12 protein-coding genes are annotated in these 13,202 nt (G+C 66.1%); 9 read left to right on the top strand and 3 right to left on the bottom strand.

All coding sequences use genetic code 11. The annotated features are described in order from the left end of the window. Window positions 1-110 precede the first annotated feature (110 nt). The gene (locus HNQ08_RS00585; protein WP_184127037.1) at window positions 111-3,032 is read right to left on the bottom strand and encodes an insulinase family protein; all 2,922 of its coding nucleotides are present in this window, start codon (window positions 3,030-3,032) and stop codon (window positions 111-113) included. 246 nt (window positions 3,033-3,278) lie between these two features. On the opposite strand from HNQ08_RS00585, the gene HNQ08_RS00580 reads away from it, so the two are divergent. From HNQ08_RS00580 to HNQ08_RS00570, 3 genes are read left to right on the top strand one after another with little or no spacing between them, the layout of a single operon-like run. Next, on the top strand, window positions 3,279-4,289 hold the full coding sequence (locus HNQ08_RS00580; protein ID WP_184127035.1) for an Ig domain-containing protein: 1,011 nt from the start codon (window positions 3,279-3,281) through the stop codon (window positions 4,287-4,289). Further along, complete coding sequence (locus HNQ08_RS00575) at window positions 4,289-4,747, top strand: hypothetical protein (protein ID WP_184127706.1); 459 nt, start codon at window positions 4,289-4,291, stop codon at window positions 4,745-4,747. The genes HNQ08_RS00580 and HNQ08_RS00575 overlap by 1 nt, the downstream gene beginning before the upstream one ends. Further along, on the top strand, window positions 4,744-5,493 hold the full coding sequence (locus HNQ08_RS00570; RefSeq protein ID WP_229789529.1) for a hypothetical protein: 750 nt from the start codon (window positions 4,744-4,746) through the stop codon (window positions 5,491-5,493). Before HNQ08_RS00575 ends, HNQ08_RS00570 begins: the two co-directional genes overlap by 4 nt. A gap of 82 nt (window positions 5,494-5,575) precedes the next feature. Here HNQ08_RS00570 and HNQ08_RS00565 read toward each other — a convergent pair whose 3' ends face one another. Continuing rightward, a complete protein-coding gene (locus HNQ08_RS00565; protein ID WP_184127033.1) occupies window positions 5,576-6,013 on the bottom strand; it encodes an OsmC family protein in 438 nt (145 codons plus the stop codon). Window positions 6,014-6,103: 90 nt separating this feature from the next. Here HNQ08_RS00565 and HNQ08_RS00560 point away from each other — a divergent pair, with 90 nt between their 5' ends. Continuing rightward, window positions 6,104-6,958 (top strand): alpha/beta hydrolase, encoded by an 855-nt coding sequence (locus tag HNQ08_RS00560; protein ID WP_184127031.1) that lies wholly within the window; start codon window positions 6,104-6,106, stop codon window positions 6,956-6,958. Between the two features lie 49 nt (window positions 6,959-7,007). On the opposite strand, the gene HNQ08_RS00555 is transcribed toward HNQ08_RS00560, so the two are convergent. Beyond that, the gene (locus HNQ08_RS00555) at window positions 7,008-7,949 is read right to left on the bottom strand and encodes a DUF808 domain-containing protein (protein WP_184127029.1); all 942 of its coding nucleotides are present in this window, start codon (window positions 7,947-7,949) and stop codon (window positions 7,008-7,010) included. Window positions 7,950-8,110: 161 nt separating this feature from the next. Here HNQ08_RS00555 and HNQ08_RS00550 point away from each other — a divergent pair, with 161 nt between their 5' ends. The 5 genes from HNQ08_RS00550 to pruA are packed head-to-tail and all read left to right on the top strand — an operon-like array spanning window position 8,111 to window position 12,770. After that, window positions 8,111-8,581 (top strand): MgtC/SapB family protein, encoded by a 471-nt coding sequence (locus tag HNQ08_RS00550; RefSeq protein WP_184127027.1) that lies wholly within the window; start codon window positions 8,111-8,113, stop codon window positions 8,579-8,581. A gap of 60 nt (window positions 8,582-8,641) precedes the next feature. Continuing rightward, window positions 8,642-9,319, top strand: coding sequence for a GntR family transcriptional regulator (locus HNQ08_RS00545; RefSeq protein ID WP_184127025.1), 678 nt, complete (start codon window positions 8,642-8,644; stop codon window positions 9,317-9,319). A 58-nt stretch (window positions 9,320-9,377) separates the two neighbouring features. After that, the gene (locus tag HNQ08_RS00540; protein WP_184127023.1) at window positions 9,378-10,310 is read left to right on the top strand and encodes a proline dehydrogenase family protein; all 933 of its coding nucleotides are present in this window, start codon (window positions 9,378-9,380) and stop codon (window positions 10,308-10,310) included. Beyond that, window positions 10,307-11,206, top strand: coding sequence for an SDR family oxidoreductase (locus HNQ08_RS00535; RefSeq protein ID WP_184127021.1), 900 nt, complete (start codon window positions 10,307-10,309; stop codon window positions 11,204-11,206). Before HNQ08_RS00540 ends, HNQ08_RS00535 begins: the two co-directional genes overlap by 4 nt. Continuing rightward, on the top strand, window positions 11,199-12,770 hold the full coding sequence (gene pruA, locus HNQ08_RS00530; protein WP_184127019.1) for an L-glutamate gamma-semialdehyde dehydrogenase: 1,572 nt from the start codon (window positions 11,199-11,201) through the stop codon (window positions 12,768-12,770). Before HNQ08_RS00535 ends, pruA begins: the two co-directional genes overlap by 8 nt. Window positions 12,771-13,202: the final 432 nt, after the last annotated feature.

Below are 13,202 nucleotides of genomic sequence, written 5' to 3'. Positions count from 1 at the left end.
ACAGCCAGCAGCCCGAAAGGAATCCTGCTTCCATTCAGGCGCCCCGTGCGTTTTTCTCACTGTTGAATCAGGACGGGAAGAGTGACCCCCGTCCTGTTTGCTGCACCACCCTAAACGGTCTGCACGTTGAACTTCAGGCCCAGCTCAAGCATTTCCTCGTTGGGGTCACGTCCAGCCACCAAGGCGTAGGCGGCGCGCTCCGGGGTCAGGTAGGTGTCCATCACGCGTTTCAGATCGTCCAGGCCAACGTTGAGCAGCCGCGTCTTGTAGGCTGCCTGCACCTCCGGCGTGAAGCCTGCCTGATCACCGAAGAAGCGCAGGCGGCCCACGGTATCCGGGCTGGTCAGCGGGTCCAGCGCCTTGCTGGCCGACAGAACCGCCTCGGTCACCTCGCGAACGCCTAGATCGCTGTTCAGGAAAGCGCGGGCATCTCGGAAGACGCGGTAGGTCCGAGCGATGTTGGGATCACGGTAGCTGGACATGGCAAACACGCCCTCGCGCGGATCGAAGGATGCGCTGCCGCCATACGCGCCGCCCTTCTCGCGCAGTTCCTTGAGCAGGTACTCGCTTCGCAGCAGCCGCGCCAGCACCAGCAGCGCCGGGCTGTCGGCGTGGGTGTATGGCACCGTCTCGAAGGCCACCGCATTGAACGCCACCGGGGAATCGGTCACGCGCGCCTGCGGGCCGCCGTCATGGGGGCGGGGCTGCGGGTGGCCCACCGGGGTCTCCGTGGTGAAAAGATTCGCCAGCGGCGTCAGATCCAGTCCCAGGTCGTCCTGGGTGGCCGTCAGGCACAGCACCGGCTGACCGGACAGCAGCAGCGTATGGATGCGCCCGAAGCGCTCCAGCAGGTCGTCAAGCTTGTTCTCCTCCACAACCGTCTTAAGGGTCTCCAGCCCGCTCAGGCCGCCCCAGGTCTCGCTGATGGCGGCGGCGGGGCTGACCTGCGCGGCGGCCAGACGCTCGGCGTAGGCGTTGCCCGAGTTGACCACGCTGGCCTTGAGCCCGGCCAGACGCTGCTTGAGCAGTTGCTCCAGCCGTTCGCGGGTGAATTCAGGGGCCGCGATGATGTCGCGCATCACCTCCACCAGCGCCTCCCCGTTGCGGGCCAGCGCCTTGCCGCTGAACGACACTGCCAGGCGCAACCGGTGCAAATCGTCGGGGCGCACGCCGCTGCTGGCGCTGGCACTGACTCCGCCGGTCACGGCCTCCATGCGCTGGGCCAGGGCGACATAATCCTGCCCTGCCGCCCCGCTTTTGGTCACGGCGGCAGCGTACAGGGGCAGTACCTCCAGCAGGTCGTCCGGCAACTCGGGCAATCTCACCTGCACGTCCAGGTATGTCAGGCCGCCAGTGGGCTGGGGCACGCGGGCGATCAGGGCACGGCCCGCTTCCTCGGTGTCGTATGGGACTGGCGGAATGCTGGCGGGCACGTCGGAGAGGACCAGCGTGGGGAGCACGTCCGGGTCACTCTCCTGCGCCTGCAATTCCTTGAGTCTCAGGCTCTCGGCCACGATGCGCTGGCGGTCCTCGTCGGTGAAGTCGGCGCTGAGTTTCTGAACCAGCTCGCGCTCCTGCTCGGCCATGCGGGTGACCAGTTCGGGATCGGGGGCCAGTTCCAGCGTGACGCGGTGGGGGTTGTCCAGCAATTCACGCTGCAACATCGGCTCAAAGACCTGGCCCGCGGCCAGATCGGCGCGCAGTTTCTCCAGCTGGGTGTCCAGGCGCAGGCCAGTCAGCGGATCGCCGCCGTACAACCACGGTCCCAGCAGCCGGAACATCACGCCCAGCGCGTAGGGAAAGCCGGAATTGCTGACCTCCTTCTGGCCGATCTCGAACTGGTGCAGGCTGCTCTCGATCAGTGCCGGATCAATCCCCTGTTCCACGATCTCCCGCAGCGTGTTCAGCACCAGGTCCTGCACGGCCTGTACCTGACCGGCGCCCAGTCCCTTGAGGCCCACGGCAAATGCCCCCTCACGGAAGGAGTCGCGGTAGCCGGTCAGATCGGCCAGCGCGCTGCCCAGGCCGGACTCGATCAGCGGGCGGGTCAGCGGCGCTCCCGCGTTGCCCAGCAGCACGTCGCTCAGCACGCTCCAGCGCAGGTTGGCGTCCGCATCGTTGCTCAGGCCCAGCTTCCACATTACACTCACCTGGGTGCCGCGCTCGGTGTCGCTGCCGGGGTAGGTCACGCGCTCCTGGCGCGGCTCGGGGAACGGCGTCTGATCGGGAATGCTCACGTCCAGCGTCTGCGCCTGGAAGCGCGACATGACGTGCGACTCGATCTCCTCCAGAATGCGCGCCAGCGGCAGCTTACCGTAGGTGTAGAAAAAGGCGTTGCTGGGGTGGTAGTGCGCGGCGTGGAAGGCCCGCAGGTTGTCATAGGTCAGCTCCGGAATATTCTCCGGCGCGCCGCCGCTGTTGTTGGCGTAGGTCAGGTCCGGAAACAGCGCCTTGCCGAAGGCCCGCCACATCACCGAACCCGGCGAGGCCATCGCCCCCTTCATCTCGTTGTAGACCACGCCCTGGAGTTTCAGTTCGGTGGACGGGTCATCGGGCGTTTCAAATTCAAAGCGGTGGCCGTCCTGCCGGAAGCTCTCGTAGCGCATCAGCGGGAAGAAGGTGGCGTCCAGATACACCCCCAGCAGATTAAAGTAGTCCTTCTCGTTGCGGGTGCTGAACGGATAGGTGGTCCAGTCGTTGCTGGTCATCGCGTTCATGAAGGTGTTCAGGCTGCGCGGCAGCATGGCGAAGAACGGGTCTGGCACCGGGTATTTCTGGCTGCCCATCAGCACGATATGTTCCAGGATGTGTGCCACCCCGGTGCTGTCGCGCGGCACGGTGGGAAAGGTCACGCCGAAGGCGCTGTTGTCGTCGTCGCGCACCACATGGGCGTGCCGCGCCCCGTTCTCATGGGTCAGCAGGATCAGGTGCCCGCTCATCTCGGGCAGGCTCTCGACGCGGTTGACGGTGTAGCGGCCCAGGCGTTCGCCCACGCCGGGCAGGGCGGGAAGCGGTGTTGCTGCAGTTGTCATGGCGGCAAGTCTAGAGCATGGGTAGAAAGAGACCGTGGCTGGTCCGCCGAAGTGGCCCAGGTCTATTGAGCGTTTGCAGATTTCAGATTCGCGCCACGTGGGGAGCTAGATTCAGCGACAGCTGGTGCAGCGGGTCCTGAAAATCACACGCTGGGTGCAGCTGTTGACCAGCCCCCCATCCCTGGCCCCCGGTAAATCACCGCAAACTCACGGGACTGACACGGGGCGGCGGGTACACTGGCGGGCATGAAGCGAGTTCGCACAACGTGGCCCGCGCTGGCCCTGGCGCTGAGCCTCGCCGTGGCTGGATGCGGTCAGCCGGTCACCGGCACCTCCACCGGGAGCGGCCGGGACATCCTCTACTTTGCCGACAGCGCCGCTGGTCTGCCCGTGATGTACCAGGGGGAGGAATACGGGGCTGATCTGAGCATCTCGGGCGGCGCAGGACCGTACACCCTGAAGGTGGCGAGCGGCACGCTGCCTCCTGGCATCAAGCTGAGCGGTCAGCGCCTGACCGGCATGCCCACCACCACCGGCACCTACAAGTTCACGCTGGAAGTCACCGATTCCACCCTCAGTACGCGGGCCAAGGAATACACCGTCAACGTCAACACCCTGCCGCCCCTGTCGCTGGCCCCCAAGCTGCCCTCGGGCGAGATTCGCGGCGAGACGCGCATTCCTGTCAACATCACCGCGCCCCGCAACGTGCGCGCCGCCCGCCTGAACTGGGAACTGCCTGCGGGCGTGGCTGTAACCCGCGTGCAGGCCTCCGAGGGAAGCGGCGTGCTGTTCTGGCAGCAGCAGGGTCAGGTGCTGACCGTGGACATGGGGTTCAAGACCGTTCCACGCAACGGGGTCCGTGTCGCCCTGATTGGAGTCAAACCGGCCAAGCCCGTCACCCTGGACGCCACCAAACTGGGCTACGAAGCCCGCGACGGCACAGGCAAGCTGCTGGCGGGCAGAACCATGGCGGGGGCGGTCATGAGCGAAACCTCCACGGCCAGCAAGGGGGAGACTCCGGCCAGCACGGAGCAGCCCGCCTCTACCGAAGCTGTGCCCGTCCCCACCACGACACCCACGCCGACGACACCCGACGCAACGCCTCCGACCGAGACGACGCCGACCGCTCCCCAGACGGCGCCCAGCGACACCCCTGCAACGCCTCCGGGACAAGACCCCGCGAACCCCATTGAGCCGCCCAAGCCGCCCGTTCAGGGTGAGCCCGGGGCGCGGCTGAACACTGGAGCGCCACTGTGATGCGCCGGCGAATGGTGCTGGCCGCCCTTCTGGCGGCCACAGCTGGGGCCACCACCGCGCCCCCCCTGACGCTGGCGCAGCAGGTGGGCAAGGCGGAAGTGATCGTGCGCGGTACGCTGGGGGCGGCCGTCAGCGTCAAGGAAGGCGAGGTCACGTACCTGGCCTACCCGCTGACCGTGGCCGAGACCATCAGCGGGGACGCCGCCCGCCTGCCGCAGAACGACGGCAAGCCTGCGCTGTTCTTCCTTCAGGGACTGGCGGATCTGCCGGAGTTGAAAAGTGGACAGGAGGTCTTCGCGTTGCTGTACACCCGTAAGCAGGACAGCCCGCTGGTGGGTTTCAACCAGGGGCTGTACCCGGTCACGGACGGCAAGGTGTCGGCCGGGGATGCCAAGGCACCGATCACCGATCCCGCCAAACTACGTGACGCCATCCGCGCCGCGTTGGGGACCAAATGAAGCGCCTCTGGGGATTCCGTCCCCTCTGTGCGGCGCTGCTGTTGACTGTGGGCCTGGGTGTGGCCGATGCCGCCAGCGTCAAGCTGCAACCGCAGGGCGAGGCCCTGACCCGCGCCGTGCAGGCGGCCCTGGGTGCCATCAGCACCAAGGAACTGCCCGTGACGCTGGACAGTGGCAGCGGTACGGTGCTGGTCCTGGGCGGCGCGGGGAGCAGCGCTGCGCCGTTCAACCCCGACGTGGCGGCCCGCGTGGTCACGGTGGCTGGGACGCGCCGCATCGAGTTCAACCCGGCGGGACCGCTGCCGCTGGAACAGGCCGTGCGGCAGGAACTGGCCCGTGAGCTGGGCTTCAAAGATTGGACGGCTGAGGCCGCCCGCACCCGCCTGAGCGGCGCGGACCTGAACGGCGACGGCCAGATCGATCTGAAGGATCTGGCGATCCTGATGGAAAACTATGGCAAGGCCGCCTCAGTGGGCGATCTGAACCAGGACCGCAAGGTGGACGACGCGGACCTGCGGATCTTCAGCAGTCAGTACAAGCCGGTGCGCACGCCCGAACCCGCCCCGGTGGAGCAGAAACCAGCCGAAACGCCCACCACGCCAGAGACTCCAGCGGCGCCCGGAACGGACACGCCGCCGGCCAGCACGCCAGCGGAGCCGGCACCCGGGGATTCGGCGCCGGGAGGCGGGGAGACGCCCCCGTCTACCCCTGCACAGCCCACCGAGCCGACCCCGAAGCAGCCGTAGTCGCGCCGGTCAGCTGACTAGAAACCAAAAGAGAAGAGCGCCCCCAGCCGAAGCGGAGGCGCTCTTCTTGGTGCGCAGTGGGCTACTCCAGCACGGCCTCGTGGGTAATGTCCACGTTGCCCTCCATGACCTTGCTCAGGGGGCACATCTTGGCCGCCTGGGCCACATGCTTCTCGAACTCGGCCTGATCAATGTTGCCCACCTTGCCGCGCACGTTCAGTTTCATGGCGCTGACCTTAAAGCCCGGGCCATCCTTGACCATCTCGCAGGTGGCTTCCGTCCGCACGTCCTGCGGATCGTGGCCGTGACCTGCCAGGATCGCGCACAGCTGCATGGTGAAGCAGCCTGCGTGTGCGGCGGCCAGCAACTCTTCCGGGTTGGTCCCGGTTCCGTTTTCGAAGCGCGTGCTGAACGAGTACTGCGCGTTCTTGACCGTGCCACTCTCGGTGCTGATGTTGCCCTTGCCACCCTTGAGGTCACCCATCCACTGGGCATTCGCTTTCCTTGCAATATCTGCCATCCCGACAGTCTGCCGCGCGCCCTGCCGGGGCCGTGATGACCGCGGTTCATCCGGGCTTTATGTGAGCGGGCAGGGCATTAGACTCGCGCCATGCAAAGTGGGCAATGGCCGCAGGAAGAATGGAGCGTCCCGGGTGCGCCGGTCAGCGGATATGTCTGGCGGGCCGAACAACCGCGCGGGGAGGTGCTGATCTCGCACGGGGTGGGCGAATACGCCACCCGCTACGTCGAGCGATATCACGCCCTGATTCCCACGCTCGTGGAGCGCGGATTTTCCGTCTACGCCTACGACCAGCGCGGTCACGGCCGCTCGGGGGGACGGCGGGCGGTCGTGGACCTGAACGTGCTGGTCGACGATCATCTGAAAGCCCGCGAGGCATTGCGCTCCCGTCCCGGCGACGATACGCCGCTGCCGCTGTTTGCCCTGGGCCACAGCATGGGCGGCCTGGTCACGGCGGCAAGTGCCTCCCGCGGCCCACGTGGACTGGCAGGCGTGATTCTGTCAAGCCCAGCCCTGCTGGTGGGCCAGAAGGAATCGGCGCTGATCAAGGCGCTCGCCCCACTGCTGGCGCTGGTGGCCCCGGCGGCGCCGGTCAGCGATCTGGGTACGGGCGGCCTGTCCCGTTTGACCGCGGAAGTGTCGGCTTACGAGGCCGACGAGCTGATGTACCACGGCAAGGTCCGCGCTCTAACCGCCGCCACCATGCTGGGACTGAGCCAGAAGCTGTGGGCCCACTACCCCCGCTGGCAGCTCCCGACCCTGATCCTTCACGGCACGGCAGACACCATTACCGATCCGGCAGGGAGCCAACGGTTCTTCGACACGATTGCCAGCCCCGACAAGACCCTAGTCCTGCAAGAGGGCGGCTACCACGAGTTGCTCAACGACGAGCCTCGTGAGGAGGTCCGGGAAGCGTTGCTGGCGTGGCTGTTGGAGCGCTCCTGACCCAGGAACTGGAGTTGTGCCGGTGGTGGGCCGCGTCCCGGTCAACCCCTCAGTGGGCCGCCGCCTTGGCAGGCCGCAGGTGCAGCGCCGCCACGATGATTCCGCCCAGCAACACGCCCACCAGAGCCGAGCCCAGCGTTTCTACCAGCCATTCCACAACACCCTCTGCAAAGGGAATCGCGTGCCCTGCGGCCAGCGCCAGCTCATGCAGGGTATGGGCCGGCCAGGTCAGCCCGAACTTGTCCAGCCCGTCGATGATGATGTGGCCGCCCACCCACAGCATGGCCGCCGTACCGATCACCGACAGGGCCGACATGACCACGGGCATGCCCTTGACCAGCCCGCGTCCGATGGCCTGCGCCGCACCTGAGCCGCTGCGGGTCAGCTTCAGGCCGAAGTCGTCGGCCTTGACGATCAGGCCCACCACGCCGTAAACCAGCGCGGTGATCATCAGGGCCACCACCACCAGGATCAGCGCGCGGGAAACGAGGGGCTGGTCGGCCACCTCGGCCAGCGAGATCGCCATGATTTCTGCCGACAGGATAAAGTCGGTGCGGATCGCGCCCGAGACCATCTTTTCCTCGTGGGCGGCGCTGCTCAGCTTGATCACTTCCTCCTGCTGCGTGTCGTGGTGCCCCCAGATGGCCTCGTAGAGCTTCTCGGCCCCTTCAAAACACAGGTAGGCTCCGCCCACCATCAGCAGCGGGTTGAGCGCCCACGGCAGAAACTGGCTGAGCAGCAGGGCGGCAGGCAGGATGAACACGATCTTGTTCTTCAGCGATCCCCGGGCGATGCGCCAGATGATCGGCAGTTCGCGGTCCGGCGTGAAACCGGTGACGTAACGCGGCGTGACCGCCGTATCGTCCACCACCACGCCGACGGCCTTGACCCCGGCCCGGCCCGCTGCCGCCCCGATGTCATCGACGGAAGCAGCGGCCAGCTTGGCCAGCGCCGCCACGTCATCGAGCAGGGCCACCAGACCGCCGCTCACGGGGTCACCCCTTGGGACAGGGGACTGCCAGACACAGGGCTGCTCATCACGAACCGGGAGGTCATCAGGTCTGCCATCCTATCAAGGCGCAGATGAGCCTGCTTCTTTACCCCCGGAGACGAAGCGGGAGCCAGGGCTGGCCGCCTGCTTAAACTGAGGCCATGGAAGCCATCTGGGATGAATTGAAGCTGATGCAGGGTCTACTGGTCGCCTTTGTCCTCAGCGGCGCCATTGGTTGGGAGCGTGAACAGCTCCACCGCAGCGCGGGCCTGCGGACCCACATGTTGATCGGCATGAGTTCAGCGCTGTTCGTGGTGCTGGCCGAGACGCTGATCACCTCGTTTGGCGATTGGGACAATGGCGTACGCTTCGACATGATCGGCCTATTGGGCGCGGTGGTCAGCGGCATCAGCTTCCTGGGGGCGGGGGCAATTTTCTCGGACCGGGGACACAAGGCCAAGGGCCTGACCACGGCGGCGGGCATGCTGGCGACGGCGGCGGTGGGCGTGGCCTGCGGGCTGCACCTGTATGTGCTGGCGACCGGAGCCACGCTTCTGTTCCTGTTCACGCTGTCCGTGATTAGCCGACTGACCAAGGAGGAGGGGAAAGTGTCTGCTGAGGACCAGGAGTAGAGGGCATGGCTAGCCCTGGGACTCTCACCCTTCTTGCAGAATATTGTATACAATATCCATATGATTCCGTCTGAGCATTCTGCGCGTGCCGCGTTCGCGCGGCCTGTGCTGGTGCGGGACGGCGTCTATGAACACCTGCGCCGCGCCGTGCTGAACGGCGAGATCATCCCCGGCGAGCGCATTGGGGAGGTCGAACTGGGGGAGCGGCTGGGCGTGTCGCGCACGCCCATTCGTGAGGCCTTGATGCGCCTGACCCAGGACGGCCTGCTGGTGGCCGAGGCCAACAAGGGCGTGCGGGTCCGCACCGTCACCGCCCAGGAGGCGCGTGATACCTACACCGTGCGCGAGGAGCTGGACGGGCTGGCCGCCGCCCTGGCCGCCGCTGCCCACAGCACTGCCGACGCCCAGATTCTGCGGGAAGCGCTGGACGCCGTGAATGCCTCGCAATCGCAGGATTACCGCCAGCAGACCCGGCTGGACCTGAATTTCCACCGCACCATCACCGTGGCGGCCCACAACGCCGCGCTGGGCGATCTGGCGCGTGACCTGGAGCAGCGCGTGGCCCTGATCAAGCACCAGACCCGCACCTACAACGCCCACCCTGAAACGGCGGCCCAGCATGCCGCCATCCTCGGCGCCGTGCTGGACCGCGACGCTGTCACGGCCCGCGAGGCTGCCCGCGCTCACGTCCGGACCTTTGGCGCGCTGGTCCTGCAGGAACTGGGCACCGGGGTCTGAATGGCCACGGGATCCCCATACATCTTCCGACTCTCAGACCCCTCCCAAGGAGCTTTCCATGATTGACCAGATCTACCGCAAGGCCGTCCTGACCGTTTCGGGACAGAAATTCGTGGAAGACATTGTCCGCAGGCAGGGCTGGGGCCTGGCGCAGCGTTTCGTGGCCGGAGAGGAGGTGGACGGCGCGATTGCCGCCGTCAAGGAACTTCAGGCCGAGGGCATCCTGGGCAACCTGGATCTGCTGGGGGAATTCGTGGCCTCGCCGGACAAGGCCAACGAGTTCGCCGACAAGGTGCTGCACCTGCTGGACGCCGCGCACGCTGCCGGGGTGATGCCGTACGCCAGCGTCAAGCTGTCCGCCGTGGGGCAGGGCCAGACAGTGGACGGCCAGGATCTGGGCCTGACCAATGGCCGGCGCATCGTGAGCAGGGCCAAGGAATACGGCGGCTTCATCTGCCTGGACATGGAAGACCACCCGCGCGTGGATCAGACCCTGGCTCAGTTCCGCACGCTGGCAGAGGAATTCGGCACGCAGTACGTCGGCACGGTGTTGCAGAGCTACCTGTACCGCACCGAGGAGGACCGCGCCAGCCTGGATGACCTGCGGCCCAACCTACGGATCGTCAAGGGTGCGTATCTGGAACCCGAATCGGTGGCCATGCCCGACAAGGCCGACGTGGACGCCAGCTACCGCAAGCTGGTCTACGCCCATATGAAAGCCGGAAACTACGTGAACGTCGCCACGCACGACGAGAGCATCATCGAGGATGTCAAGCACTTTGCGCTGGCCCACGGAATCGGGAAGGACGCCTACGAGTTCCAGATGCTGTACGGCGTGCGCCGTGACCTGCAGCGCGAACTGGCGGCGGCGGGCTACCGCGTGCGGGCCTACATCCCATATGGCCGTGACTGGTACCCGTACTTCTCGCGCCGCATCGCCGAGCGCCCGGCCAACGTGATGTTCATCCTGCGGGGGATGCTCAAGGGGTGAGCGTTCCAGTGATCGGCGTTACCGGAGCGCCTGGCAATATCGGCACGCCGCTGGTGCGCGAACTGCTGCGGCGAGGCGCGCGGGTGCGCGTGCTGGCCCGGCAACCGGAGCGGGCGCGGCGTGCCTTCGCGGACGCCCCCGCGTCCCAGATCGAATTTGGGACCATGGAATTCGGCAGGCGCAAGACCTATCTTGGCGCTTTTGACGGTCTTGAAAGGCTGTTCGTGCTGCGCCCACCCGCGGTCAGCCAGGTCAGCCAGCATATGTTCCCAGCGTTGGATGTGGCGCTGGGGGCTGGGGTGCGGCACTTCGCGCTGCTGTCGCTTCAGGGGGCCGACAGGCTGCCATTCACGCCGCATGCGCAACTGGAAAAGCATCTGGCGGGCAACGGCGCGGCCTATACTTTCCTGCGCCCCAGCTTCTTCATGCAGAACCTGACCACCACGCACCTGCCGGAGCTCCTGAAGGGCGTCATCGCCGTGCCCGCTGGAAACGGGCGCACCAGCTTCGTGGACGCGAACGACGTGGGCGAGGCCGCCGCCATCGTCATGACCGGAAGCGGCCACGAGAACCGGGCGTATGAGCTGACTGGCCCGCAGGCGCTGACCTACCACGAGGTGGCCAGCATCTTCACCCGCGTCACCGGCCACCTTTACCGCTATACCGATCCCAACCCCGTGACGTTCTATCGCCAGATGCGCGCTCACGGCGCGGGCCGGAGCGAGACGCTGGTGATGGAAGGCATCTACGCCACCGCCCGCCTGGGTCTCGCCAAACACGTCACGGACGATCTGCCTACATTGCTGGGCCGTCCAGCCCACAGCGTCGAGGATTTCGCCCACACCCTTCCCGCACTCTTGCAGGGAACTGCGTCTCAAGGAGAAAGCCATGCTTAAAATCCAGGATTACCGTCCCCAGTCCTTTATCGACTTCACCCAGCCGGAGAACGTGCAGGCGTATCAGGCTGCCCTTCAAAAAGTGCGCGCCGAGCTGGTGGGCAAGCATTACCCGCTGGTCATCAATGGCGAGCGCGTGGACACCGAGGGGAAACTGGAATCGGTCAACCCCTGCGACACCTCCGAGGTGGTGGGCACCACCGCCAGGGCCACCGTCGAGGATGCCGAACGCGCTCTGGACGGCGCATGGAAGGCTTTCGAGACGTGGAAGACCTGGGAGATGGACGCCCGCGCCCGCATCCTGCTGAAGGCGGCGACCATCCTCAAGGCCCGCCGTCTGGAAGCCTGCGCCCTGATGAGCATCGAGGTGGGCAAGAACTACGCCGAAGCCGACGTGGAAGTGGCCGAGGCCATCGACTTTCTGGAGTACTACGCCCGCAGTGCCATGAAGTACTCGGGGTTCGGGAGCAGTGAAACCACCTGGTTCGAGGGCGAGGAAAACGGCCTGATGTCGCTGCCACTTGGCGTCGGGATCTCTATTTCTCCCTGGAACTTCCCCTGTGCCATCTTCCTGGGCATGCTGGCCGCGCCCATCGTGGCGGGTAACTGCGTGATCGCCAAGCCTGCCGAGGACGCGGGCCTGATCGCCGGTTTCGTCGCCGACATCATGTTCGAGGCCGGGCTGCCCGCCGGCGTGCTGCAGTTCCTGCCCGCCGTGGGCAAGGACGTGGGCGAGTACCTGACCACGCACGCGAAGACGCGCTTCATCACCTTCACGGGCAGCCGCGCCGTGGGCCTGCACATCAACGAGGTGGCGGCCAAGGTGCAGCCCGGCCAGAAGTGGATCAAGAAGGTGGTGCTGGAACTGGGCGGCAAGGACGGCATGATCGTGGACGAGACGGCCGATCTGGACGTGGCGATCACGGCCGCCGTGCAGGGGGCCTTCGGCTTTAACGGTCAGAAGTGCAGCGCCATGAGCCGCCTGATCGTGGTGGACGCCGTGTACGACGATGTGGTGGGCGGCTTTGTCGAGCGTGCCAGCAAATTGAAGATGGGCACTGGCGAGGACAACGCCAACGTGACCGCCGTGGTCAACGAGATGTCCTTCAACAAGGTCAAGAGCTACCTGGACCTCGCGCCGCAGGAGGGCAAGGTGCTGCTGGGCGGTGAGGCTCCCGGCGAGCATGGCGGCAAGCAGGGCTATTACATCCAGCCCACCATCGTCGGCGACGTGAAGCGCGACGCCCGCCTGGCGCAGGAGGAAATCTTCGGGCCGGTGGTGTCGGTGATCCGCGCGAAGGACTGGGCCGACGCGCTGGCCATTGCGAACAGCACCGAGTACGGCCTGACCGGCGGCGTGTGCAGCCGTGACCGCGCACGGCTGGAGCAGGCGCGGCAGGAGTTTGAAGCGGGGAATCTGTACTTCAACCGCAAGATCACGGGGGCCATCGTGGGTGTTCAGCCCTTCGGCGGCTACAACATGAGCGGCACCGACAGCAAGGCCGGCGGCCCGGACTACCTGGCGAACTTCATGCAGCTCAAGACAGTGACTGAACGCTGGTAAGGGAAAGGGGAGGAGCGGTGGGCCTGGGTTTGCGGAGTCTGATGGACATGGACCGCAGCCCGGGCCCACCGCTCCTCTGCTGCCATGCGCCGTCGCCCTGATTGTTCAGGTTGGAGGGCCACAAGAACGCGTGAAGCAGGCTTTTGCAATCGTCTGTCGAGGCGGACAGACGGCACTGCAGTGCCGGTCATCACAGGGTTCATGTCCTGCCGCCCCTGTGTCCTCGAGCTTCTGTGACACCGCGACGAACCTGGGTCCAGCTCCAGCACAACTAGACAGGTGTGGTTGATGGTTGGGGCAGGGTCCTAAGATGCCCCCCATCACCAACCCCCAAACCGCTGTTTCCGGTGACCCCGACGGGGTCGGCGTCTCTTTTCATTGAGACTGGCCCTCTTTTTGGGATTCACCGATTCGCGCTTGCTGTCTTGCCCA

Source organism: Deinococcus humi (assembly GCF_014201875.1).
GTDB classification, from domain to species: Bacteria; Deinococcota; Deinococci; order Deinococcales; family Deinococcaceae; genus Deinococcus; species Deinococcus humi.
This window is presented reverse-complemented; position numbering and strand designations above follow the sequence as displayed.